25 protein-coding genes are annotated in these 23,894 nt (G+C 64.7%); 10 read left to right on the plus strand and 15 right to left on the minus strand.

The genetic code is table 11. The features are described 5' to 3' along the window. Positions 1-49: 49 nt before the first annotated feature. Complete coding sequence (locus ABIC75_RS21885; RefSeq protein WP_354016016.1) at positions 50-1,000, minus strand: LysR family transcriptional regulator; 951 nt, start codon at positions 998-1,000, stop codon at positions 50-52. A gap of 145 nt (positions 1,001-1,145) precedes the next feature. On the opposite strand from ABIC75_RS21885, the gene ABIC75_RS21890 reads away from it, so the two are divergent. The 8 genes from ABIC75_RS21890 (at position 1,146) to ABIC75_RS21925 (ending at position 12,259) form a co-directional block, all read left to right on the plus strand. Further along, the gene (locus tag ABIC75_RS21890; protein WP_354016017.1) at positions 1,146-2,342 is read left to right on the plus strand and encodes an efflux RND transporter periplasmic adaptor subunit; all 1,197 of its coding nucleotides are present in this window, start codon (positions 1,146-1,148) and stop codon (positions 2,340-2,342) included. A 191-nt stretch (positions 2,343-2,533) separates the two neighbouring features. Beyond that, a complete protein-coding gene (locus ABIC75_RS21895) occupies positions 2,534-5,734 on the plus strand; it encodes an efflux RND transporter permease subunit (protein WP_354016018.1) in 3,201 nt (1,066 codons plus the stop codon). A 199-nt stretch (positions 5,735-5,933) separates the two neighbouring features. Further along, positions 5,934-7,322: a TolC family protein gene (locus ABIC75_RS21900; protein WP_354016062.1), complete on the plus strand. Its 1,389-nt coding sequence runs from the start codon at positions 5,934-5,936 to the stop codon at positions 7,320-7,322. Positions 7,323-7,393: 71 nt separating this feature from the next. Continuing rightward, the gene (locus ABIC75_RS21905) at positions 7,394-8,083 is read left to right on the plus strand and encodes an SDR family oxidoreductase (RefSeq protein ID WP_354016019.1); all 690 of its coding nucleotides are present in this window, start codon (positions 7,394-7,396) and stop codon (positions 8,081-8,083) included. Positions 8,084-8,222: 139 nt separating this feature from the next. After that, positions 8,223-9,185: a hypothetical protein gene (locus tag ABIC75_RS21910; RefSeq protein ID WP_354016020.1), complete on the plus strand. Its 963-nt coding sequence runs from the start codon at positions 8,223-8,225 to the stop codon at positions 9,183-9,185. Positions 9,186-9,308: 123 nt separating this feature from the next. Beyond that, entirely contained in the window at positions 9,309-10,388 is a 1,080-nt protein-coding gene (locus ABIC75_RS21915) for a sensor histidine kinase (protein WP_354016021.1), read from the plus strand. Further along, positions 10,385-11,152, plus strand: coding sequence for a LytR/AlgR family response regulator transcription factor (locus ABIC75_RS21920; protein ID WP_354016022.1), 768 nt, complete (start codon positions 10,385-10,387; stop codon positions 11,150-11,152). The genes ABIC75_RS21915 and ABIC75_RS21920 overlap by 4 nt, the downstream gene beginning before the upstream one ends. Positions 11,153-11,281: 129 nt before the next feature. After that, the gene (locus ABIC75_RS21925; RefSeq protein ID WP_354016023.1) at positions 11,282-12,259 is read left to right on the plus strand and encodes a TolB family protein; all 978 of its coding nucleotides are present in this window, start codon (positions 11,282-11,284) and stop codon (positions 12,257-12,259) included. Here the strand turns inward: ABIC75_RS21925 and ABIC75_RS21930 are convergent. From ABIC75_RS21930 to ABIC75_RS21990, 13 genes are all read right to left on the minus strand, one after another. After that, a complete protein-coding gene (locus tag ABIC75_RS21930) occupies positions 12,253-13,179 on the minus strand; it encodes a prolyl oligopeptidase family serine peptidase (RefSeq protein WP_354016024.1) in 927 nt (308 codons plus the stop codon). The genes ABIC75_RS21925 and ABIC75_RS21930 overlap by 7 nt on opposite strands. A 36-nt stretch (positions 13,180-13,215) precedes the next feature. Next, the gene (locus ABIC75_RS21935; protein WP_354016025.1) at positions 13,216-13,677 is read right to left on the minus strand and encodes a GNAT family N-acetyltransferase; all 462 of its coding nucleotides are present in this window, start codon (positions 13,675-13,677) and stop codon (positions 13,216-13,218) included. An 8-nt stretch (positions 13,678-13,685) separates the two neighbouring features. Then, on the minus strand, positions 13,686-14,843 hold the full coding sequence (locus tag ABIC75_RS21940) for an AI-2E family transporter (RefSeq protein ID WP_436407970.1): 1,158 nt from the start codon (positions 14,841-14,843) through the stop codon (positions 13,686-13,688). An 8-nt stretch (positions 14,844-14,851) separates the two neighbouring features. Continuing rightward, entirely contained in the window at positions 14,852-15,178 is a 327-nt protein-coding gene (locus ABIC75_RS21945) for a hypothetical protein (protein ID WP_354016026.1), read from the minus strand. Continuing rightward, a complete protein-coding gene (locus tag ABIC75_RS21950) occupies positions 15,175-15,642 on the minus strand; it encodes an ABC transporter ATP-binding protein (protein WP_354016027.1) in 468 nt (155 codons plus the stop codon). The genes ABIC75_RS21945 and ABIC75_RS21950 overlap by 4 nt, the downstream gene beginning before the upstream one ends. Positions 15,643-15,663: 21 nt before the next feature. After that, positions 15,664-16,029, minus strand: a complete 366-nt coding sequence (locus ABIC75_RS21955) for a DUF883 family protein (protein ID WP_354016028.1) — start codon at positions 16,027-16,029, stop codon at positions 15,664-15,666. A gap of 85 nt (positions 16,030-16,114) precedes the next feature. Next, complete coding sequence (locus ABIC75_RS21960; RefSeq protein WP_109124688.1) at positions 16,115-16,270, minus strand: DUF1328 domain-containing protein; 156 nt, start codon at positions 16,268-16,270, stop codon at positions 16,115-16,117. A 130-nt stretch (positions 16,271-16,400) separates the two neighbouring features. After that, on the minus strand, positions 16,401-17,021 hold the full coding sequence (locus ABIC75_RS21965) for a YbhB/YbcL family Raf kinase inhibitor-like protein (protein ID WP_354016029.1): 621 nt from the start codon (positions 17,019-17,021) through the stop codon (positions 16,401-16,403). 57 nt (positions 17,022-17,078) lie between these two features. Continuing rightward, positions 17,079-18,173 carry a PQQ-dependent sugar dehydrogenase gene (locus tag ABIC75_RS21970; RefSeq protein ID WP_354016030.1) on the minus strand — a complete coding sequence of 365 codons (1,095 nt, stop codon included), beginning with the start codon at positions 18,171-18,173 and terminating at the stop codon, positions 17,079-17,081. A gap of 59 nt (positions 18,174-18,232) precedes the next feature. Then, positions 18,233-18,634 carry a DUF3224 domain-containing protein gene (locus ABIC75_RS21975; protein ID WP_354016031.1) on the minus strand — a complete coding sequence of 134 codons (402 nt, stop codon included), beginning with the start codon at positions 18,632-18,634 and terminating at the stop codon, positions 18,233-18,235. A gap of 116 nt (positions 18,635-18,750) precedes the next feature. Beyond that, the gene (locus tag ABIC75_RS21980; RefSeq protein WP_354016032.1) at positions 18,751-19,755 is read right to left on the minus strand and encodes a YheT family hydrolase; all 1,005 of its coding nucleotides are present in this window, start codon (positions 19,753-19,755) and stop codon (positions 18,751-18,753) included. Then, positions 19,752-20,528 (minus strand): lysophospholipid acyltransferase family protein, encoded by a 777-nt coding sequence (locus tag ABIC75_RS21985; RefSeq protein ID WP_354016033.1) that lies wholly within the window; start codon positions 20,526-20,528, stop codon positions 19,752-19,754. Before ABIC75_RS21985 ends, ABIC75_RS21980 begins: the two co-directional genes overlap by 4 nt. Positions 20,529-20,632: 104 nt before the next feature. Continuing rightward, positions 20,633-21,109, minus strand: a complete 477-nt coding sequence (locus tag ABIC75_RS21990; protein WP_354016034.1) for an Lrp/AsnC family transcriptional regulator — start codon at positions 21,107-21,109, stop codon at positions 20,633-20,635. A 145-nt stretch (positions 21,110-21,254) separates the two neighbouring features. Between ABIC75_RS21990 and phhA the strand changes: the two genes are divergently transcribed. Beyond that, complete coding sequence (gene phhA / locus ABIC75_RS21995) at positions 21,255-22,145, plus strand: phenylalanine 4-monooxygenase (RefSeq protein WP_354016035.1); 891 nt, start codon at positions 21,255-21,257, stop codon at positions 22,143-22,145. Here the strand turns inward: phhA and ABIC75_RS22000 are convergent. After that, positions 22,034-23,053, minus strand: a complete 1,020-nt coding sequence (locus ABIC75_RS22000; RefSeq protein WP_354016036.1) for an alpha/beta fold hydrolase — start codon at positions 23,051-23,053, stop codon at positions 22,034-22,036. The genes phhA and ABIC75_RS22000 overlap by 112 nt on opposite strands. A 214-nt stretch (positions 23,054-23,267) precedes the next feature. Between ABIC75_RS22000 and ABIC75_RS22005 the strand changes: the two genes are divergently transcribed. Then, positions 23,268-23,882 (plus strand): OmpW/AlkL family protein, encoded by a 615-nt coding sequence (locus tag ABIC75_RS22005; protein WP_354016037.1) that lies wholly within the window; start codon positions 23,268-23,270, stop codon positions 23,880-23,882. Positions 23,883-23,894: the final 12 nt, after the last annotated feature.

The following is a 23,894-nucleotide window of genomic DNA, read 5'->3' on the forward strand; positions in this document are numbered from 1 at the left end:
CCGTTGGAGCAGCAAGTGGGAGCGCACGCCAGCGCTCCCACTTGTACGGTCAGGCGCTCAGCCGCTCCGGCACCGCGGCCATCACCGGCTTCTTGTGCTTGCCCGGCTCGCTGCTCTGCTCGAACACTTCGCGCACCCACTCGATGAAGGCCTGCACGCGTGCCGAGAGGTGCTTCTTCTGTGGGTACACAATCCATACCGGTTTGCCGGTGGAGGTGGTGTCGGTCATCACCAGTTCGAGCTTGCCGAAGTCCAGCATGCAGGCCGCGATGACGTGCGGCGCCTGGGTGATGCCCAGCCCTGCGACCACGGCCTGGATCACCGACTCGGCGTCGTTGATCAGCAGATGCCCATCGATATCCACCGCCACCTGCCCGCTGGGCGTTTCGAAGTACCACTGGCGCGGGCGACCGTTGGGCAGCACGTAGTTGATGCAGCGGTGATGCTTCAGGTCTTCAATGCTCTGCGGCGCGCCATGCTTGGCCAGGTAATCCGGCGAGGCGATCATCACGTTGCGCAGATAGCCGATCTTGCGGGCGATCAGGCTGGAATCCTCCAGCGGGCCCATGCGCACGGCGCAGTCGATGCCTTCCTCGTTGAGGTCGTACGGGTAATCGCACATCGACAGTTCCAGACGGATGTCCGGGTAGCGCTGCTCGAATTCCGCCAGTCTGGGGATGATCACCGTACGCCCCACCGCAGCCGGCACGCCGATGCGCAGCTTGCCCGTGGGCTTGCGGTTGGCGTAGCCGAGCGCCTCGGTTGCCTCGGTGAGATCGGCAAGGATCTCCTTGCAACGTGCGTGGAACGAGGCCCCATCATCGGTCAAACGCAGCGAACGGGTGGAACGGAACAGCAGACGCGCGCCCAGCTGCTCTTCCAGTCGCGACACGGCGCGGCTGACGCCGGATGGAGTCATGCCCAGTTGGGCGGCCGCGGCAGCAAAGCTCTTGGCTTCGACCACGCGGACAAACGCTGAGATTGCGGCAAAGTCTTCCATAAGCTGGATTCTCACCCCATTCGTGACTGGCAGTCACTATTGCGTTGCATCAAAAAGCATTTATTGAACCAGATAGTACACCTAATCTCTCGCTCCTGATCGTCGGGGTACCCCGCCTTCGACGAGTTGATCTTGGGAGCGCGACATGAATAAACGATGGATCCTCGCCATTCTTGCCCTCGCGGCGGTGGGTGGCAGCTGGGCCTTGCTTGGCCATAGCGGCGATACCCACGCCCAGGCTGGCCCGCCGCCGGCCCCCGCCGTCACCGTGGCCCAGGTACTGGTGCGCCCGGTGGACGACGCCGACGAATTCACCGGCCGCCTGCAGGCGGTGGACACCATCCAGCTGCGGCCCCGCGTGAGCGGATATGTGGACTCGGTGCACTTCAAGGAAGGGGCGATCGTGCGAAAAGGCGATCTTCTTTTCCGCATCGATCCCCGCCCCTACCAGGCCGAAGTGGATCGCCTGAACGCCAATCTCGGCCAGGCCAAGGCCGAGCAGGTGCTGGCGCAGTCCAATGCCGAGCGCGCCCAGCGCCTGCTCGACCAGCACGCCATTTCCAAGGAAGAGGCCGACCGCCAGCAGACCGCGGCGCAAAGCGCCAAGGCCCAGGTGGCGTCGACCGATGCCGCGCTCGACAGCGCCAAGCTCAACCTCGGCTTCACCGAGGTGCGCGCGCCGATCGATGGCCGCGTGAGCAACGCGCTGGTAACCCCGGGCAACCTGGTGACCAGCAATGACGTGCTGACCAGCGTAGTGAGCGTGGACCCGATCTATGCCTACTTCGACGTCGACGAACACAGCTACCTGAAGTTCGATCGCCAGCGCCGCGAGCACGGCGCCTCGCCGCAGATCTCGATGGCGCTGGCCGATGAAAAAGGGTTTCCGCACACCGGCCGCGTTGACTTCGTCGACAACCAGCTTCGCGCCGGCAGCGGCACGATCCGCCTGCGCGCGGTCTTCGACAACGCCGACGCCAGCTACACGCCGGGTCTCTACGTCCGCATCCAGCTTCGCAGCGACAGCCGCCAGCCGCGTGCCCTGGTCGACGACCGCGCCGTGGGCGCCGACCTCGGCAACAAGTACGTGTACGTGGTCGACAAGGACCGCAAGGTGGAATACCGCCGCGTGGTCACCGGCCCGCTACTGGACGGCCTGCGCGTGGTTACCGAAGGTCTGGACGCCAAGGACGTCGTGATCGTCAACGGCATCCAGCATGTGCGCCCGGGCGTGGAAGTGAACCCGACCAAGGTGGCGATGGAAACACGCAGCCTGGATCCGAGCAAGCAGGTGGCGATGGCGGGCAGTGCGTCGGGCAAGAACGCGGCGCAGCAGAAGTAACCCGTCTCTGATCGTCATTCCCGCGAAGGCGGGGATGACGAGTCAGAAAGGTGATTGGCAAGAAATGACATGACGCCCCCTCTCCGTTGAGAGAGGGCCAGGGCCGCTTTGCCTCCGCATCACGCGAACAGAGCGCCGAAAGTCCCCGCCTCGCGCGGGAATGGTGCCAGCGAGCAACCAGGACGAATGCAATGAAAATCGCACAATTCTTTGTGGACAGGCCGATTCTGGCCGGCGTCCTCTCCGTGCTGATCGTCATCGCGGGCAGCATTGCGCTGTTCAAGCTGCCGATCAGCGAATACCCCGAAGTCGTGCCGCCCACCGTGGTCGTGCGTGCTTCGTATCCCGGCGCCAACCCCAAGGTGATCGCCGAAACCGTCGCCACGCCGCTGGAGGAACAGATCAACGGCGTGGAAGGCATGCTCTACACCAGCTCGCAGTCCACCAGCGACGGCGCGATGACGCTCACCGTCACCTTCGCGCTGGGCACGGACCTGGACAACGCGCAGGTGCAGGTGCAGAACCGCGTGTCGCAGGCGCTGCCGCGCCTGCCCGAGGAAGTGCAGCGTCTTGGCGTGACCACGCAGAAGAGCTCGCCCGACCTCACCATGGTGGTGCACCTGATCTCGCCGGATCAGCGCTACGACATGCTGTACCTGTCCAACTATGCGCGCCTGCACATCAAGGATCAGCTCGCCCGCCTCGATGGCGTCGGCGACGTGCAGATCTTCGGTGCTGGCGAATACAGCATGCGCGTATGGCTCGACCCGCAACGGCTGGCCTCGCGCCAACTCACCACGGGCGACGTGGTGCATGCGATCCAGGAGCAGAACATCACCGTAGCCGCCGGTGCGCTCAATGCGCCCCCGGGCCCGACCAACTCCGCCTTCCAGCTCAACATCAACACGCAGGGCCGACTGATCACCGAGGAAGACTTCCTCAACATCATCGTGCGCAAAGATGCCGACGGCTCGTTCACGCACCTGCGTGACGTGGCCCGCGTGGAACTGGGTTCCAACAACTACGCGCTGCGCAGCCTGCTCAACAACCAGCCGGCCGTGGCACTGCCGATCTTCCAGCGCCCGGGTTCCAACGCCATCCAGATCTCCGACGAAGTCCGCGCCTTGATGGTGGACCTGAAGAAGGATTTCCCGCAGGGCGTCGACTACCAGATCGTCTATGACCCGACGGTCTTCGTGCGCGGCTCGATCGAAGCGGTGGTGCATACGCTGTTCGAAGCCATCGCCCTGGTGGTGCTGGTGGTGATCCTGTTCCTGCAGACGTGGCGTGCGTCGATCATCCCGCTGGTCGCCGTGCCGGTGTCGCTGATCGGTACCTTCGCCGTGATGCTGATGGCAGGCTTCTCGCTCAATGCGCTGTCGCTGTTCGGCCTGGTGCTGGCCATCGGCATCGTGGTGGACGACGCCATCGTGGTGGTCGAGAACGTCGAGCGACACATCGAGCACGGCCTGTCGCCGAAGGAAGCGACGCGCAAGGCGATGAACGAAGTGACCGGACCCATCGTGGCCACGGCGCTGGTGCTGTGCGCGGTGTTCGTGCCGGCAGCGTTCATCAGCGGCCTGACCGGCCAGTTCTACCGCCAGTTCGCGCTGACCATCGCCATCTCCACGGTGATCTCGGCCTTCAACTCGCTCACGCTCAGCCCCGCACTCGCTGCGTTGCTGCTGAAGGATCGCGATGCACCGAAGGACAAGCTGAGTCAGTGGATCGATCGCGGCTTCGGCTGGCTGTTCCGTCCGTTCAACCGCCTGTTCATCAGTGGCGCGAACCGTTACGTGGGTGGCGTGAAACGCATCCTGCGTTCGGGTTCCATCGCGCTGATCATCTACGGCGGCCTGGTGTTGCTCGGCCTGTTCGGCTTCGCCCACGTGCCGACCGGTTTCGTGCCGCCGCAGGACAAGCAGTACCTGGTGTCGTTCGCGCAGCTGCCGGATGCCGCCTCGCTTGATCGTTCCGAAGACGTGATCCGCCGCATGAGCGACATCGCGCTCAAGCAGCCGGGCGTGGAGAGCGCGGTGGCGTTCCCGGGCCTGTCGATCAACGGTTTCACCAACAGCACCAACTCCGGCATCGTGTTCGTGACGCTCAAGCCGTTCGAGGAACGTCGCGATGCCTCGCTGTCGGCCGGTGCCATCACGGCCGCGCTGCAGCAGAAGTACGCGGGCATCCAGGATGCATACATCGCAATCTTCCCACCGCCGCCGGTGAATGGCCTGGGCACGATCGGTGGTTTCCGCCTGCAGGTGGAAGATCGTTCCGATGCGGGCTTCGAGGAGTTGTACAAGCAGACGCAGGGCTTGATCCAGGCAAGCACCAAGGTGCCGACGCTGGCGGGCCTGTTCTCCAGCTACCAGGTGAGCGTGCCGCAGATCGACGCCGATGTTGACCGCGAGAAGGCCAAGGCCGAAGGCGTGGACCTGGCCGACGTGTACCAGACCATGCAGGCCTACCTCGGTTCGCTCTACGTCAACGACTTCAACCGCTTTGGTCGCACGTATCAGGTGAACGTGTCCGCTGAGCCGGGCTTCCGTCACGAGCCGCAGGACATCCTGGGTCTCAAGACGCGCAGCTCCACCGGCGAGATGATTCCGCTGGGCTCGTTCCTCACCGTGAACCAGACCGTCGGCCCGGATCGCGTGCAGCACTACAACGGTTATCCGACTGCCGAAATCAACGGCGGACCGGCACCGGGCTTCAGCAGTGGCCAGGCACAGGCGGCGATTGAAAAGCTCGCCAAGGACAACCTGCCCAACGGCATGACGTTCGAATGGACCGAGCTGACGTACCAGCAGATCCTTGCCGGCAATACCGCGGTGCTGGTGTTCCCCTTGTGCGTGCTGCTGGTGTTCCTGGTGCTCGCTTCGCTGTACGAAAGCCTATTGCTGCCGCTGGCGGTGATCCTGATCGTGCCGATGGTGCTGCTGTCTGCCATCTCCGGCGTGTGGCTGTCCGGCGGCGACAACAACATCTTCACCCAGATCGGCCTGATCGTTCTCGTTGGCCTGGCGTGCAAGAACGCGATCCTGATCGTGGAGTTCGCCCGCGAAGCGCAAATCATCGAAGGCATGGACCGCACGCAGGCCGTGCTGGAAGCGGCTCGCCTGCGACTGCGCCCGATCCTGATGACCTCGTTCGCTTTCATCATGGGCGTGGTGCCGCTGGTGACCTCGCACGGTGCGGGTGCGGAGATGCGTCACGCGATGGGCGTGGCGGTGTTCAGCGGCATGCTGGGCGTCACCTTCTTCGGCCTGATCTTTACGCCGCTGTTCTATGTGCTGGTGCGCGGCTGGGGCGAACGCATGAGCGAACGCCGCCGCGCCCGCAAGGCCGCCCGCCTCGCGCAGGGCAGCAACCTCATCGAGGAGCATTGATATGTCTTTCTTCAAGAACCTCAGGACGTCGCTACTCCCTCTCTCCACTGGGGAGAGGGCCGGAGTGAAGGGCCGCGCCAGCGACACGCTCGGCTCGGGCGTTGGCCACATGGACTTCGCCATCGCGGACGATTGCGCCTGCGAACCCGCATCTCGCCGCAGCACGGCCAAGAAAGTCACCGCCATCGCCGCCGCGATCATGCTGTCCGGTTGCGTCAGTGTTGGCCCTGACTACCACGCGCCGCAGGAAAAGCCGGTGGCGTTGCAAGGCGTCAACGCGCAGGAATCCACGCAGACCTTCCAGGCGCAATGGTGGAAGCAGTTCAACGACCCCACGCTGGAGGCACTCATCCAGCGCGCGGCGGCGAACAGCCCCGACCTGAAGATCGCCTATGCGCGCCTGCGTGAATCGCGCGCCTTGCTCGGCGTGGCGAAGTCGCAGCAGATACCCGATGTGGAAACCGTCGCCAACTACTCGCGTGCTCGCGAGCAGCAGCCCGGCTTCACCGACCAGCGCACCACCATCACCAGCTACCAGGCCGGTTTCGATGCGAGCTGGGAAATCGATCTGTTCGGCGGCGTGCGCCGTTCGGTGGAAGCTGCACGCGCGGACGCCGGTGCCAGCGAAGCCTCGCTGCAGGATGCGCAGGTCACCTTGTTCGCGGAAGTCGCGCGCTACTACTTCGACCTGCGTGGCGTGCAGCTGCGCATCGACGTGGCCAATCGCGACATCGAAAACCAGCGCGAATCGCTGCGCCTGATCCACGCGCGTTCCGATATCGGCACGGGCTCTGAGCAGGACGTGGCAAGCGCGACCGCGCGACTGAACTTCGTGGAAGCGCAGTTGCCCACGCTGCAGACGATGGCGCAGAACGACACCTCGCGTCTTGCCGTGCTGCTGGGCGAGCGCCCAGGCGAACTGGATATCGATGTCTCGCCGAAGGGCTTCAAGCCGATCGACGTGACGCTGGATATCGGCAACGCCGGTGATGTGCTGCAACGCCGTCCGGACATCCGTATCGCCGAACGCGAACTGGCCGCCGCCAATGCGCGCATCGGCGTGGCCAAGGCCGATTACTACCCGCATATCCAGCTGGGCGGTTTCCTGGGCTTCCTCGCCGGCAAGAGCAACGACTTCGGCGGTGCGCAATCGCGCGCGTGGTCCATCGCGCCGAGCATCTCCTGGTCGGGCCTCAACGTGCAGCGCGTGCGTTCCAACGTGAAGGCCAGCGAAGCGCGTTCCGATGCCGCGCTGGCGAGCTATCAGCGCACCGTGCTGCAGGCGGTGGAAGATGTGGACAACGCCATCGTCGGTTACAACCTGCAACGCGAACGCGTGCTCAAGCTGCAGGACCAAGTGACCAACAGCCGTCACGCGGCCGACCTGGCGCGCATCCGCTACAACGAAGGCGCGGCCGACTTCCTGCTGCTGCTCGACGCCGAGCGCACGCAGCTGGAAGCGGAAGATGCGCTGGCCGATGCGCAGGCCGCGATCAACCTGCGCGCCGTGTCGGTGTACAAGGCGTTGGGCGGTGGCTGGCAGGCGTGTGCCACCGAGCGTTGCGACCAGCTGGCCGCCACGCCATGAACGCGGTGGCGTTTCCGGGGAGGCCTTCACGACGTCGCGCGGCGACGGCCGACCCGGAGCCGTCACAACGCGTGGCGCTGGTCAGCGGCGCCAATCGCGGGCTGGGCTTCGAAATATCGCGCCAGCTCGCTGCCGAAGGCGTCACCGTGCTGATGGGCGCGCGTCGCCCGCTCGCCGGCGAAAAGGCCGCGCGGCAATTGCGACGTGAAGGCGGCACGGTGATCTCGGTGCCGCTGGATGTCACCTCAACCGAGAGCGTGCGTGAACTGGCCGCGCGCATCGAAGGCGAATACGGTCGGCTGGATATCCTGATCAACAACGCCGGCGCGTATTTCGATGTCGATAACCAGGCATCGTCCGTGGATCTGGGCCTGGTGCGGCAGGCGCTGGAAACCAACCTGCTTGGCGCGTGGCAACTCAGCGAGGCGATGCTGCCGCTGATGCAACGGCATGGCTACGGCCGCATCGTGAATGTGTCCAGCGGATGCGGCGCCATCGACAGCGACGGCACCAGCTGCCCCGCGTATCGCGTCTCCAAGGCCGCGCTCAACAGCCACACGCGCATGCTCGCAGCGGAACTGGCCGGCAGCGGCATCCTCGTCAATGCGGTGTGTCCCGGCTGGGTCGCCACCGACATGGGCGGCCACGGCGGTCGCCCCGTCGCCGAGGGCGCATCCGGCATCGTGTGGGCCGCGATGCTGCCGTCGCGCCCCGCCCTCAACGGCCTTTTCTTCCGGGACAAGCAGCGCATCGACTGGTAGTGGCTTCCGCCGTCCGGCCACGGCGGCATGCCGCTCGTGGCACCGGTGCGACCGGTCGTCACAAAAGTAGCGACGCTGCATGACTTCCGCACTACGTTTTGGACGGTTTCCCGTTCAAGCACGTGCCGGAGCAAGCATCATGTGGCAGCAGATGATTTGCGTGGTTCTCATCGCGATATCGCCGCTGATTCCCTCGCCGTCGATCGATCAGCCCCTCACCACACCCACCGTGTTCGTTCCCGGCGGCGATGTGAGCGCTGCCGACGACGCCTCGCCCGCATTCACGCCCAACGGCGAGACGGTGTATTTCATGCGCGGCACCGACAAGGGCACCGTGATCGTGACGTCGCATCGCGTCGATGGTGGCTGGTCCGCGCCTGTTGCCGCACCGTTCTCCGGTCAGTGGCGCGATGGCGATCCGGCGATGGCGCCCGATGGTTCGTTCCTGGTGTTCGCTTCCAATCGACCCGCCTTGAAGGACGGGCCGGCGATCGATGCCGTGCGCAAAGGCCAGCGAGTGGTGGGTCAAGGCATGAATCTTTGGCGCGTCGACCGCCAGGGCAACGGCTGGAGCGAGCCCGTACGCCTGCCCGATATCGTCAACACATGCACCAGCACTTTCGCGCCGAGCATCGCGGCCGATCACAGCATCTACTACATCGGTTGCGCGCCCGATGGGGTGCTGCGTCCGCTGCGCACGGTGTATGAGAAGGGTCAGTACCAGGCACCCTATGTGGTGGCGGTGGGCGACAAGGACGCGCAGATCCGCGATGTCGCCATCGCACCCGACCGTTCCTTCATGGTCTTCAGCATCAAGCACGATCCGAAGCAGCCCTACCGCCTGGCCATTTCCTTTCACACGGCCGACAACTGGAGCGAGCCGCAGGATCTCGGCGACATGGTGAACGGCGGCACGCACAGCATGGGTTCTCAACTGGGCTGCGACCATCGCACGCTGTATTTCTCCAGCGACCGCGCCTTGCCCGCTTCCCTGTCGACGAACGCGAACGGGGACCGCATGTGGAAAGTGTCGCTGGCGCCGTGGCTGGCCCGGCTCGGCGATCGCCTGGTGGCGGTGGCATCGTCCTGCGTCGCGGGTTGAGCCTGTGTTGAGCCACGCCTGGCCGCCGATGTCTTCAGGCACTGTCGCCGCGAGGCGCGTGCGCCCACACTACGCGGGTTCATGGCGGCAACGCACGCCTGCGAGGTTCCGGTGTCCGACCTGATGACCGCGCCACGTTGGAAGATCTGGGGGCTGGTGTTTGCCTTCTGGACGCTGCTGGCACTGTCCTATACGGTCAGCTCGGTGATCTCGATGATCAGCGAAGGCGAGGCCTATACCTGGATTCGCCCGTTCACCTGGAACTTCACCAACGCGTATCTGTGGATGCTGCTCACACCGGTGGTGGGTTGGCTCGGCGCACAGGGCGGTGGTGGCGGATGGAGTCGTTTCTGGGCCGTGCACGCGCCAAGCAGCATCGTGCTGGCCGCGCTCCAGGTGATGCTGATGCTTGGCATCTACTGGACGTTGTGCGGACCACCCGCCTCGCGGCCCAACATCGGCTTCGTCGCGTTCGCGCGCATGCAGTTCGCCTATAACTTCCACCTGAGCTGGCTCACCTATGGTGTGATGCTGGTGGTGTTGCGCGCCATCGATTCGCAGCGCCGCCTGCGCGACGAGCGCCTGCGCAACTCGCAGCTGGAAACGCAGCTGGTGCAGTCGCAGCTGCAAACCTTGCGCGTGCAGCTGCAGCCGCATTTCCTGTTCAACACGCTCAACGCGATTTCCGCGCTGGCCTTGGCCAATCCGGTACAGGCGCGGCAGATGATTGCGCGACTGAGCGACTTCCTCCGCCTCACGCTGGAGGAACGCCATGCGCAACAGGTGCCGTTGTCGCGCGAGGTGGAGTTCCTCACCTGCTATCTCGGCATCCAGCAGGTGCGCTTTCAGGATCGTCTCACCACGCACATCGACGTATCCGCCGACACCCTGCGCGCCCTGGTGCCCAACATGATCCTGCAACCGCTGGTGGAGAACGCGTTGCGCCATGGCCTGCTCGAGAAGACCGAACGCGGCACCCTGCACATCGTGACGCGGCGCGATGGCGACAACCTACTGCTGCGCGTGGACGATGACGGCATCGGCCTGCCGCCTGAAGGCCCCAAGGACGGGCTGGGCCTGGGCAACACGCGCACGCGCCTGGACATGTTGTTCGGTGCCGACGCCAGCCTCGAACTGCAACGCAAGGCGGAAGGCGGCACGCGCGTGGAACTTCGCTTTCCGTTCCGGGAGTGCGCCGCATGAGCGCGTCACCGATCCGCACGCTGCTGGTCGACGATGAAGTGCTGGCGCGACTGGCGATACGACAGGCGCTGGCATCGCACAGCGACGTGGCCATCGTCGGCGAATGCGGCAACGCGCACGAAGCGCGGCAGGCCATCGAAGCGCTGGAGCCGGACCTGATGTTCCTGGACATCCGCATGCCCGGCATGGACGGCTTCAAGCTGCTGCACAGCATGAAGCGCGATACCTTGCCGATGGTGGTGTTCGCCACCGCATTCGGCCAGCACGCCCTGCGCGCCTTCGACGTCAACGCCATCGACTACGTGCTCAAGCCCATCGACCAGGAACGCTTCGACCAGGCCATGGCGCGCGTGCGGCGTCATTGGCAGGGCTTGCATGCCACGCCTGTCGCTGCGCCTGCCAGCGGTGCAGCGGCCAGTCCACCCTCGCCTTACCTGCAACGCCTGAGCGTGCAACAGGGCGAACACATCCGCGTGATCGCCGCCAGCGACATCGACTGGATACGCGCCGATGGCAACTACGTGCACATCCACGCGGGCAACGCGACCTATCTTCATCGCGAATCGTTGCGTCACCTGCTGGCGGTGCTCGATCCCGGCAGTTTCCTGCGCATCCATCGCGGCATCGTGGTGAACGTGGAACGCATCCGCGAAGTGCATCCGCTGTTCCAGGGCAGCGCCGAAGTGGTGCTGCAGGATGGCACGCGGCTGAACCTCAGCCGTCGCTTCCGCATGCACGCGCGTCGCGCGCTGGGCATGGCCTGACCGTCGACGCATCCGCGACAACCGCTCGTCATCGCGCGCATACCGCCGGTCACAAACCCACTGCAGAAGGACAACCGAAGCCTCACGTTGTGGGAACTCACCGTCCCCACTCCTGAAGGAGCATCGTGCATGTCATCGAAGCCGTTCGTGCTGGCCGCGTCCATCGTTCTTGCGTTGTTCTCCGCTCATGTCGCCGCCGGCGAACTGGTCGGGCCGGGCATCATTTCCACGGCCTTGCAGGAAACGTCGGCTGCCGTGACACCCGATGGCGGCACGCTGTATTTCATGCGTTCGGATTTCGCCGAGAAGGACGACACCATTCTGGTTTCGCACCGGCAAGGCGATCACTGGGGCTCGCCGCAGGTCGCTTCGTTTTCCGGCCAGTGGCACGACTCCGAACCCGCGCTCTCGCCGGGCGGCAAACGCCTGTACTTCGTCTCCAATCGACCGGTGCGCGACGGCGACGTGCCCGTCATGGCGGACATGGGCGGGCAGACCTTCGCTGGCACCAACCTGTGGTACGTGGAACAACAGCGCGACGGCAACTGGGGCAAGCCGGTTCATGTCGACGGTGCGCTCAACGACGGCGCGATGATCTACAACCCGTCGGTGGCCTCCAACGGCGACCTCTATTTCTCCGCGCATCGCGACGATTCGGGCAAGGCTTACCAGATCTATGTCGCACGCCGCACGGCAAAGGGTTACGCCAAGCCCGAGCGTGTGGCCCTGGGCGATGTGGATCACAACCGCATGGATCCCTGCGTCGATCCCGAGCAGCGCTTCCTGATCTACGCTGGCAACGAAGGCGATTCGATGGGCAGCGCCGATCTCTATATCGCGTTCCGCGAACCCGATGGCCGCTGGGGCAAACCCGTCCACCTGCCTGGCGACGTCAACAGCAGCGCGCTGGAAAATGCACCGTCACTGGGTCCGCGCTTCGGCGAGCTTTATGTATCGAGCGGCCGCGAGAATGCAGTGACGTTTCCCAAGAAGCTGGACGATATCGCCTCGCTCCAGCATCGGCTGGAAGAGCCGCTCAATGGCTCGCGCAATCTGTGGCTGTTCGACATCAGCGATGTGCTGAAGGCGCACGGCATCGATCAATGAGCCGTTGATGCCGCCGCGTTGGTCAACCATCCGCCAACCGCCTGGCGTACGCTGGCCAGCGATGCGACGTCCGCCGCCCACTGATGGGACATGTCGGGCAGTTGGCGGAGCTGCAACCGCGAGGACTGCTGGCGATAGAACGGCTGCAGTCCTTCATATAATTCGGAGGCGGCGCGCGCATCGATCACCGCATCGTTCGTGCCTTGCAGGAAGAGCAGCGAAGGATGGTGTCGAGCGATGTCGGCGGTGTGTGTGATGGCATCCGTCTGCTTTGCCAGTTCGCGCGAGGCGGGCGACCATGCATACGTCTGTTTCGTCGCCTGTTCGTACGCCTGCACCGATGCGCTCAAACCCGTGGACGTGTTGATGAGCACGGCGGCATCGATCTTCACCTTGCCTTGCGACAACGCGTAAAGCGCCGCTGCGCCACCGGCCGAGAAACCGACCAGGCGAATCGACCCGTCGTGTGGCATGCACGCGTTGCTCTTCAACGCCGCGACGACAGCCGGCAGCTCATCGGCCGCGCCGGCGACCACGGGCTTGAACAGCTCAAGCCCCACATCCTCACTCTGGCGCCGCGCGAGTTCCTTGGTGCCACCGGCCGGTGCGCGTGCGCCGAACAACGGCAGGCCGAGGTACACCTTCACGGCATCGACATCGTCCAGCGGCAGCGCATCCATCATCGCGTCTTCGCTGGCCGGCGGGCCAAAGCCATGCCAGAGGATGATCGGCGGCTTTGCGACGTGCGCGGGTGTGCGCAGGATGGCGGGCACGCCGGCCAGCGTCGTGCGGGTGATGGTTGGATCGTCATGCTTGCCCGCGGCACAGAGTGCGCGAGTGTCGGCAGCGAATGCGCTGGAACAACCGCCCGCAAAAAGCAGCAGCACGGCACCGATCCGCATCGTCAATGAAAGCCGCATGGCAGCACTCATTCGGGAAGTTGTGTCGCTGCGACGCTACAACGGCTTGCGGTAGACAATAAACCCTGACTTCTCGGCTAGGTTGTCGTAGAGCTTCATGGCCGTGGCATTGGTTTCGTGCGTCTGCCAATACACGCGCGACGCGCCGGCCTCGCGCGCCTTCGCATAAACGGCTTCGATCAACGCACGCCCCACGCCCATGCCACGGGCCTGCGGAACGGTGAAAAGATCCTGCAGATAGCAGCTGTCGACGACACTGATGGTGCTGCGATGGAACAGGTAGTGCGTGAGCCCCAGCAGCTGGCCCTCGCTTTCGGCCACCAGCGCATGCACAGGTTCGGCCGGATCGAGAAACCGCGACCACGTGGAGAGCGTGATGTCATCTGGCAGTTCGGTAGCGCCGCTGCGTCCGTAGAACGCGTTGTAGCCATCCCATAGAGGTTTCCACGGGTGGAAGTCGCGCTCGGTCACGTCGCGGATGACGAACGATGCGCCCACGTCGACGCTCAGCGCTGCACCATGCGCGCAAACCAGCGCCAGCCACGCACGCGCTCGGCCACTAGTTTGGCGCTGGTAAGCATGGGCACGGCGAGCAACGCACCGGGAATGCCCCACAGCCAACCCCAGATCAGCAGCCACAGCAGGATCGCGATGGGGCTCAGGCGCATGCGATGACCCTGGATCAGCGGCGTGACCACATTGCCTTCGAATGCCGTGATGCCGGCGAAGGTGAGCGCCGGCAGCAAGGCCGCGCCCGGCTCGTTGAAGTTGAGCAGGCCCACCACGGCGAGCACCGCAGTAGTACTGATGGCGCCTACGTAGGGAATGAAATTGGCCAGCATCGCCACCGTGCCCCACAGCAGCGGATCGGGCATGTGATACAGCCACAACATGCCCGCCGTCACTCCACCCAGGCCGAAGTTGATCAGCGTGGCGGTGAGGATGTAACGCGACACTTCGTACTGGATGCCGCGCACCACGTGGACCGCGTGCCGCTTGTAGCCGAAGCTGGGCGACGCCTGGACCAATCGTCGAAGCATCAGGTCGCCGTACACCAGGAAGAAGAACACCAGCAGCACTACGGTGAGTACGCCAGCCAAGACTTTCGGTGCGCTGGAAATGACGTCCCATGCCGTGATTGACAAGGGCGGCTGCGCCGAGCCCTGCACGCGCGAGGTGCTGCCGGTGAGGCCTTGCGTGGCGCGATTCGCCGCTTCCAGCGGCTGCATGAAGGTGCGCAACTTCGGGATGAAGCTGCGGATGGCGGTGGGTGCTTCGTGCACCCAACCCATCGCGGGCTGCGTGAGCGCACCCACGCCGGCGCCGATGGCCGCCATCAGGCCGATCATCAGCACGCTCGCCGCCAGCCAGCGCGGAATGCCGATGTGCGAGCAGCGCGCCACGATGGGATTGAGCGCCAGGCCAATGAAGGAGGCGAGCACCAGCGGTATCAGCAACTGCTTGGTGATGGTCACCGTGTACATCAGCGCCAGCGCCAGAAACATGTTGAGCACGATGCGGATGCCGCGCAGGTTCCGCCGCGCGCTCTGCGTGCGCTGCACGTGCATGAGCTGCGTACGCGGTTCGCGGCTGGGCACCATCGCCTCGACGGGTACCGGGCTTTGCGCCGCGTCACCGGCGGCAACGGGCGGAGGCGATGACATCGGCGTGTTCATGTGAAGTCGCTGGTGTCCGGCCTGACGTGATCCGGCATGAGGTCGTCGGCCTGTTGCGAGAACTCGGCCACCAGCCGCATGGCCTGCCCCACGACTTCCGCCGCGGTGCCGCTCAACAAGGCGCCCAGCCCCGGCACGCGCAGCGGATGCACGTTGAGCTGTCCCAGCACGAAGCCCGCGCCCGCTGCCATGCCCACCGTGGTGAGCGGATGGCGCTGTCCGCGTTCAAGTAGCGCCTGCGCGGGCACGGCCAGTTCCTCACGCGCCGCCTGCGCGCGGTCTTTCGCTTCGCGCACCGCATGCATTTGCTGGATGAGGCTCATGGCACGTCCTCCGGGCGGATGTCGCCCTGCGGGTCGGGACGACGCAAGGTCTCTCGCATCATCGCATTCCATTCGCCCCGCGTCGCCGGCAACGTCATCCAGTGCATGCAGCGGCGGAACAGCAGCATCGCACCGGCGAGAAACAGCAGCTCCACCAGGGACAGCGCCGCCAGTGCCCAGGCCCAGGAGCCAAACCACTGTGCCAGCAGCCAGCCGATCAGGCCCAGCAGCGTCAGGCCCAGGCCCACGGCGGCCACGGTGGCAACCAGTCCCGCGATCAGGAGCCAGTGGACGGCGCTGCGCGCCAGGCCCAGTTCGGCCGACAGCAGCTTCAGTTGTGCCCCGAACAGCTGGCGGAACGCACGGCCCAGACGGCCGATGTCATCCAGCAGGCCGGGTGGTGGCGCAGGAGGTGGCGTCTCGTCGGGCGAGGCGGGCGCGTCGTCGCGTCCGGTCTGGTCCATCCCCTGTCCTCGGGTTATCGGTTAGCGACGCAGTATGCGACCAAGCAGCCAGCCGGCGCCAAGGGCGATGGCCACGGACTGCACGGGTTTCTCGCGGACATAGTCGCGTGCGCGCTCAAGCCACTCGTCGGCGCGATCCACCGCCTCGTCGTAGACCTCGCGACCACGCTGGCGATATTCGTCGGCCTTCTCGGTGGCACGCGTGGCAGTGTCGGCCGCCTTGTCGGTGGCGCGATGCAGGCCTTCCTCGACCTTGTCGGCCGCGCGGTCCACGGCTTCCTTGGTATTCGTCACGGCGCTGGTGGTGGCCTGCTTGATGCGCTCGGCGCGTTCCTCGATGCGCTCGGCCGCAGTGTTTTCCTCGTGCGCCTGGACTTGCTTGTTCATGACGTTCTCCGTTGAAGCGGACATGCAGTGGTATCGATCGGTCCGGCCAGACGCATCGGGGCGGGCGGCCCCGATGCGTCGTCGCTCAGCTTGCGCGCCTGAAGAAGGCGATGATCGCCAAAATCAGGAAAACGATAAACAGGATCTTCGCAATACTGGCAGCCGTGCCTGCGATGCCGGTGAAACCGAACAAGGCAGCAATGATGGCGATGACCAGGAATACCAGGGCGTAGTGCAGCATGGGGCGATCCTCTCAGCGGACATGACATCGTCCTGCCGACCATTCACCCACAGCCCATGCCTTGCGAGCGTGAAAAAGAGCTCAGGTCGGGTCGGCCTTTGGTCGCCGTTCACGCTCGCGAGCCCGGTGTTCAGGACGCTGCGGGGTTGATCGTATACGTGCCCATGATCTCCGCCTCGGCCAGCACATGGCCGTCCATCGCCGCGCGCAGTTCGTTGACGGTGAAACCATCGGCAAGCTTGAGGCTTTCCACGTCCAGCGCATAAAGGCGGAAGTGGTAGTGATGCACGATGGAATCGTTCCACGGCGGGCACGGGCCGTCGTAGCCGAGATATTCGCCGCGCATGTCCGCGTCGCCCGCGAACCAGCCGGTGTAGTCGTTCAAGCCCTGCACGCTGCCGGGCGGACCGTACGGCGCACGCTTGCCGCGCGGCACGATGCCGTCGCTGCAGGCACCTTCGGCCAGTTCGCCGCATTCCACCGGAATGTTCGCCATCAGCCAGTGCACGAATTCCACGCGCGGCAGATCGGCCGGTACGGTGCGGCCTGCCTGGTTCACGTCGTCCGGCTTGCTGGGCACGTCGAAGTCGAATACGGCGAGCACGAACGAACGCGTGGCATGCGGTGCGTCTTTCCACGCCAGATGCGGGCTGAGGTTGTCCGACAGTGCGAAGGGCTCGCCGCGTTTGCCGAAAGCCAGTTGCACAGGCATCGCCTGGCCATGTTCGAAACTATCGCTGCGCAGTTGCAAGGTCGTTCTCCGAATGAAAGCAGATGATGGGAATAGCGTCGCCGTGACAGCGCCGCATCAGGGTTTTTCGTAGGTGACGCGATACACCGCGCCGGCCAGGTCGTCGCTCACCAGCAGGCTGCCATCGGGCAGCGGCTGCACATCGGCGGGGCGGCCCCAGGCTTTTTCGTCTTGCTCGAATCCTTCCAGCAGCGGCTCGTAGGCGGTGACCTTGTCGCCGTTCAAATGCACGGTCATCACGCGATAGCCGGATTTCACGGTGCGATTCCACGAGCCGTGTTCGGCAACGATGATCGCGCCCTTGTAGCTGGCGGGGAACTGCGAACCTTCGTAGAAGCGCAAGCCAAGCGCGGCGACGTGATCACCCAGCTTGTAGACGGGCGGCGTGTAATCCTTGCAGTTCTTGCCCTGGCCAAACTCCGAATCGAGCGTGTCGCCCTGGTGGCAGTAGGGATAGCCGAAGTGCTCGCCCACATGCGAGAGGCGATTCAATTCGTCGCTGGGCATGTCGTCGCCCATCAGGTCGCGACCGTTGTCAGTGAACCACAGTTGCTTGGTCCTGGGCTGCCAGTCGAAGCCGACGGTGTTGCGAATGCCGAAGGCGACATCTTCCAGGCCGCTGCCATCGGCGTTCATGCGCGTGAGCTTGGCGTAGTCCTTGCCCTTGTCGCAGATGTTGCACGGTGCGCCGATCGGCACATAGAGCTTGCCATCGGGGCCAAACGCGATGAATTTCCAGCCGTGGTGCGTTTCGGTGGGAAACTTGTCGTAGATCACTTCGGGCTTCGGCGGATCGGCGAGATGGTTCTCGATGTCGCGCAGCACGAGGATCTTGCTCACCGCCGAGATGTACAGGTCGCCGTTCTTGAACGCCACGCCCACCGGCAGCTGCAGGCCGCTGGCGATCACGCGCACCTTGTCGGCGTGGCCATCACCCCTGCTGTCGGTTAGCGCATAGACCTTGCCGGCGCTGTTGGAACCGACGAATACCGTGCCCTTGGCGCCCAGGGCGATTTCGCGCGCGTTCGGCACCTGGTCCGAATAGACGGCAACATGGAATCCCTTGGGCAAGGTGAGTTTGTCCAGTTGCGGCGCCGCCATCGCGACATGCGCAGCAAACAAACCGAACAAACCCAGCATCAACTTGCGCATGGACGGCACTCCGGGTGGAGTTCTAAAGCCTAACGCCATCGCAGCGACGGGGGAAAGCGTCACGGCACATCAGGCAGCATGTATTCAAGATCGTATGAATGCACGCCGTTGGCGATACTGATGCTGAGCTGGCCCGAGATGCCTGCCAGACCATCGGTGCCCGAATCCGGCACGATGGTGACCGACAGCTGCGGCGTGCCGCGATGCATGGTGCCGGAGTGTTGCAGCGCGAAACTGCCGTGGCGCCCGTGCACGCTGCCTTGAACCCGCTCCATCGCCACGTAACCGGCGGAGCCATCGACGGCGGTACCGACGGCAAGCATCTGTCCTTGGCCGCGCGCCTGCATCTCGCCGTGGAAGTGCTTGGCGATCGCCATGCGGCCAACACTGGGATCGCCCACACCTTCCTGCGGCGCTTGCGGCGTGATCTTTACGTCGAACGTGCCCTTGGCATGTGCCATGTCCGGGTTCTCCGTCTGAAGGCGATGCTGACGCGGATGATGCGGCGCCGTTATGACAACCACCGCATGCTCGGCGCCCGCCGAAGCGGTGTCAACGCGGACACGCCACGCGGCCGTCAGGCGGAGGCGATCGCGTTGAAGCGCGCGGCGATGTAGTCGTCGGTGAAGCTGGTCATGTCCCAGCCGCGGATATAGCCGCAATGGCCGCCGTAGGGCGAGATGTCCAGCTCCACGTTCGCGGGCAGGTCCAGTTTCTCGAAGGCGGCCACGGGAATGACGGGATCATCGCGCGCGGTGAGGATGGTGCACGGCACATGCATGCCTTCCAGTGCGCGACCGGCCACCGAATAGCCGTCCAGATACGCTTCAAGCGAACCGAAGTCGGTGTGACGCGCCACCAGCGAGGCGGTGAGCCCGCGCAGGTTCTGCTTGAGTTCGGCCAGTTCGAAATACTGGTGCTGCGGGAACGCGGCCTGCTTGGCCTGCAGCGAACGCCGCCACTTGTGCATGAAATACGCCTGATAGAACCACGGCGCCTGCGCTTCCAGCGAGAACAGGCCTTCGCCCGGATCGATGATCGGGCACACCGCCAGTGCGTAGCTCAACGGCAGTCCCGCCGCCGGCGCCTGCATGGCCGCGCGCAGCGCAAAGTTGCCGCCGAGCGAGAAACCCGCCAGCGCCATCGGCCTCGAGGGAAAACGTTGCGCGATGTCGCTCAGCGCGTACAGCACCTCGTCGATGCGGCACGAATGGAACAGCGCTTCGTTGAGATGATGGCTGTCGCCGTGATCGCGGAAGTTGAGGCGAAATACATCCCAACCATCCGCGAGCAAGCGGCTGCCGGTCTGCAACACGTAGGTGGAATCGACGCTGCCTTCCCAGCCGTGGAACAACACGGCCAATCCGCGCGACTGCGACTGCGCCGTCTGCATGGTGTAGGCGCCGGTGAGGCGCACGCCGTCGCCGCCGTTCACCACCATCGGCTGGGAATTCTGCAGCACGGTCTGCGCCGCCTTGGGCAACAGCAACCGGCGCACGCCGCTGGAGGACAGCATGGTCTGGATATGCCCGCTGCGCAGCGGCCACGGCGGCAGAAAATCCTTTCCCAGGGGAAGCGTCATGCGTGGCTTTCGTTGTTCTGCTTGTCGTCCAACGCCTGCGCAATGCGCTCGCGCGACGTCTCCGCCATGCGGCGGCGCGCGTCCGGCGTGGCCGCCACGGGTTCGAGGAAATGCACCTCGGCATCCAGCGGCGCCTCACCCAGCAGGCGCAGGAAGTTCTGCATGAAGTTCTCGTGCTCGCGGAAACCGGCGTCCACTACGCGACGACCATCGCGCGCAAAGCGCAACGCCACCGGTTGCACCGGCACCTCGGCATCGAGCGCGGCCTGGAAGATGCGCGCATGGAACACGCGCAATACGCCGTTGTGGCCGGTGCCGCCTTCCGGGAACACCGCCACGGAACGCCCGCCACGCAGGCGATCGACCATCACCTGCATCACCGCCGCCAGCGAATGGTTGCTGCCGCGGCGATGGAAGATGGTGCCGCCCGCTGACGCCAGCCAGCCCACCAGCGGCCAGCTGGCGATTTCCGCCTTGGCCACGAAGCAGGCGGCGCGCTGGCTGTGCAGCAGCTCGATGTCGATCCACGAGGTGTGGTTGGCCACGAACAGCACCGGGTCGGCCAACGGCTTGCCGACGCGCACGGAGCGCAGCCCGAAAATGCGCAGCAGGGCGGTGGACCACCAGCGGATGGTGCGATGCGCAAAAGGCTCGCGACCATCCTTCATCACCGCATCGCGGCGCCAGGTGAGCACCAGCGAACACAGCAGCACGCCAAGCACCACGTGCAAAAGGAGCAGCGGCACACGCCAGAAGTAGCGCAGCGGTCGCATCAGGTCTCGGCGGGCGGGAGCGGAGAGGGATTGGCTGTTCATCAGTCCGGTTAGTTTACCGTTAGTCGGCCCCTGCGTCCCCGCGTCGCAGCATGGTTTTCGTCTCAATGTTCCAGCTGGGTCAGGGGGAGCGCGGACGAGCGCTTCACGGTCCGCAGCACGAAGCTGGAATTGACGTCGGCCACGCCTGAGGCGTTCAGCAGGCGATCGAGCAGGAAGCGGGAAAAATCCTGCAGGTCGGCCACGAAAACGTGCAACAGGTAATCCATGTCGCCGGTCAGCGCATAACAGGACACCACTTCGGGCCAGCCGTTCACCAGCTCGGAAAAGCGCTCGACCACGACGCTTTCATGCTTGCTGAGCTGCACGCGGACGAACGCCTGCAACCCGAGCCCCACGGCCTGCGGGTCCACCTGGGCGGTGTAGCCGGTGAGGACGCCGTCGCTCTCCAGCTTCTGCAGGCGGCGCAGGCAGGCCGAAGGAGAGAGGCTGACCCGCTCGGCCAGCTCGGCATTGGTGATGCGACCGTCGGACTGGAGGACGGCCAGAATTCGCAGGTCGGTGCGGTCCAGAGTAACCATGGCAATAAATCTCCATAGATACGAATAGGGGAGCACGATTATTGCGCAATCGAGCTGAATCAATGCAACAAAACAAGCATCGTGCGCGGCAATCGCCCTATGCTGAGCCATCCAAGCAGGTTGGCCTTGTTGCCAGGAGTAGCTCATGAACAGCACACCCCGCCGCGTCGAACATCACCAGACCGACCGAGGCTATGTGCCGGTGTATGCCACGGGCGTGGTCGAGCAGCCCTGGGCGGACTACTCCGCTACCGACCACCAAGTGTGGGACACGCTTTACAAGCGCCAGCGCGACCTGCTGCCCGGCCGCGCCTGCCAGGAATTCCTCGAAGGCGTGGAGCGGTTCGGCCTAGGCGACGGCGGTATCCCGAAGTTCGCCGACCTCAACAAGGTGCTGGGCGCCACCACTGGTTGGGAACTGGTGGCAGTGGAAGGCCTGCTGCCGGACGAGGTGTTCTTCGACCACCTGGCGCATCGCCGCTTCCCGGTGAGCTGGTGGATCCGCAAGCCCGACCAGCTCGACTACCTGAGCGAGCCCGATCTCTTTCATGACCTGTTCGGCCACGTGCCGCTGCTGCTCAACCCGGTGTTCGCCGACTACATGCAGGCCTACGGCAAGGGCGGCATGAAGGCCTTCGCCATCGGCCCCGAGGCGCTGATGAACCTCACGCGCCTGTACTGGTACACGGTGGAGTTCGGCCTGATCAACACCAAGGAAGGCATGCGCATCTACGGCGCCGGCATCGTCAGTTCGAAGGGCGAGTCGATCTACTCGCTGGACTCGGCCTCGCCCAACCGCATCGGCTTTGGCCTGGAGCGCGTGATGAGCACGCGCTACCGCATCGACACCTTCCAGCAGACCTACTTCGTCATCGACAGCTTTGAGCAGTTATTCGAGGCCACGCGTCCGGACTTCACGCCGATCTATGCCAAGCTGCGCGAGGAACCCGCGCATGCGGCAGGCGACGTGTTGGCCAGCGACCGCGTGTTCACGCGCGGCAATCGTGAAGGCTGGGCGACCAACGCCGATACCTGATCCGTTTTCGTTCGACTGCCACGCAAGGCCCGCCCAAAGGCGGGCCTTCGTTTTTCAGTGGCCAGCTGCGCGGACGATGGCTTCTCACTCAGGAACGCCAGGGCTTCGGCCACGAACGGCGCCGACTGCGCGCCGAACACAGGCAGATGATCGCCCTGCGGCACGATCCATAGCGCCGAACCGGGAATCGCGGCATACATTTCCACCGGCAGCGCCACCGGGAAGAACGCGTCGCGGTCGCCATGGACGATGAGCGTTCGCGCTCGAATCGCTCCCAACGTGGCCGGTGAGAACGTCATATCGTCGTAGCTCTCGGCAAAACGCGCGAACTCCTTCACCAGTTCCTGCACCTGTGGCTCGCCGCGTGCCGCACATCGCTGATAGCCGGCCAGTACAGGCGGCGGCAGGTCGGCCGGCGAATTGAGCTTGCGCTGGATCGCGCGCGCCTGATCCGTAAAGCGCGGCGTGGCGCTGACCAGCACCATCGCCTCGACACGCCCGGGTTGCAATGTCGCGACATGCAGCAGCGTCATGCCACCGGAGCTGAAGCCGATGGCCTTGAAACGTTGGATGTGCAGTGCGTCCATCAGTGCCAGCACGTCCTGCGCTGACTGGCGATGCGTAAACACGTTGGACGGATTGGTGGATTGGCCATGCCCGCGCATATCGATCGCGATGCGCCGGTACGCGCCCAACGATGCGTCGAACGGCGCGAAGATGGCACCGCACGCGCCGAAAGGATGCAGCAACACGAGCGGCTCGCCCGAACCACTGACGGTGTAGTGCAGGGACACGCCATTGATGCTCGCTGCGTGATCGCCGGGCGACAACATGTCCGCTGCGTTTGCGCATGGCGCGGTCGCGAACAGTGCGACCGCATATAGAAATGCCGAACACAGAGACTTCATCACCACCTCTCCCACATGTGGAAAGCGTTTGCGCAGCTTAGGCGCGCGCCCCGGTGCGTCCATATCTCCTACGGCGTACCGCGCCTATGTGACCGTTGCGAACACATGCGCTGCGTCCGAATGCCCTAGACGCGGATGACCTAGATCAAGGGCGCGCAACGCCTTCCTAACGACCATGACGTCGCCCCCAACGAAAACACGATGGAACAACGTCATGAAAGTCCTGCTTCCCCTCGCTCTCGTTGCCACGCTTGGCGCGATAGCCACACCGGCTGCCCATGCGGATGACAACAACTGGGTCGTGCGTTTTGGCGTGCATGCGGTGGCCCCGAAGGACAATCCCGGCTCGCTGGCCGGCGCCCAGTCCAGCATCAGCAGCAGCACTCGCCCTACCGCCAGCCTCGAATACCTGTTCACGCCAAACTGGGGTCTGGATCTGCTGGCGGCGTGGCCGTTCCAGCACGATGTGAAGCTGGCGGGTCTAGGCAAGGTCGCGCAGACCAAGGAACTGCCGCCGACCTTGGGCATCAATTATCACTTCATGCCCGACAGCGTGTGGTCGCCCTTCGTGGGCGTGGGTGTGAACTACACCAACTTCTTCGACACCAAGAGCGCCGGCGCACTCAAGGGTGCGAGCGTCAGCATCGCCAACAGCTGGGGCGTCGCCGCACGCGTGGGCTTTGACCTGCGCATCACCGACCGGTGGCTTGCCACTGCCGATGTGCGCTGGATCAACATCGACAGCGACGTAAAGGTCAATGGTACGAGAGTAGGCAAGGCAGCCGTTGACCCGATCGCCTTTGGCCTGAGCCTCGGCTACCGCTTCTGAGGGGAGACCAGT

It is taken from the genome of Dyella japonica, assembly GCF_040545895.1.
In the GTDB taxonomy this organism is placed as follows: domain Bacteria; phylum Pseudomonadota; class Gammaproteobacteria; order Xanthomonadales; family Rhodanobacteraceae; genus Dyella; species Dyella japonica_D.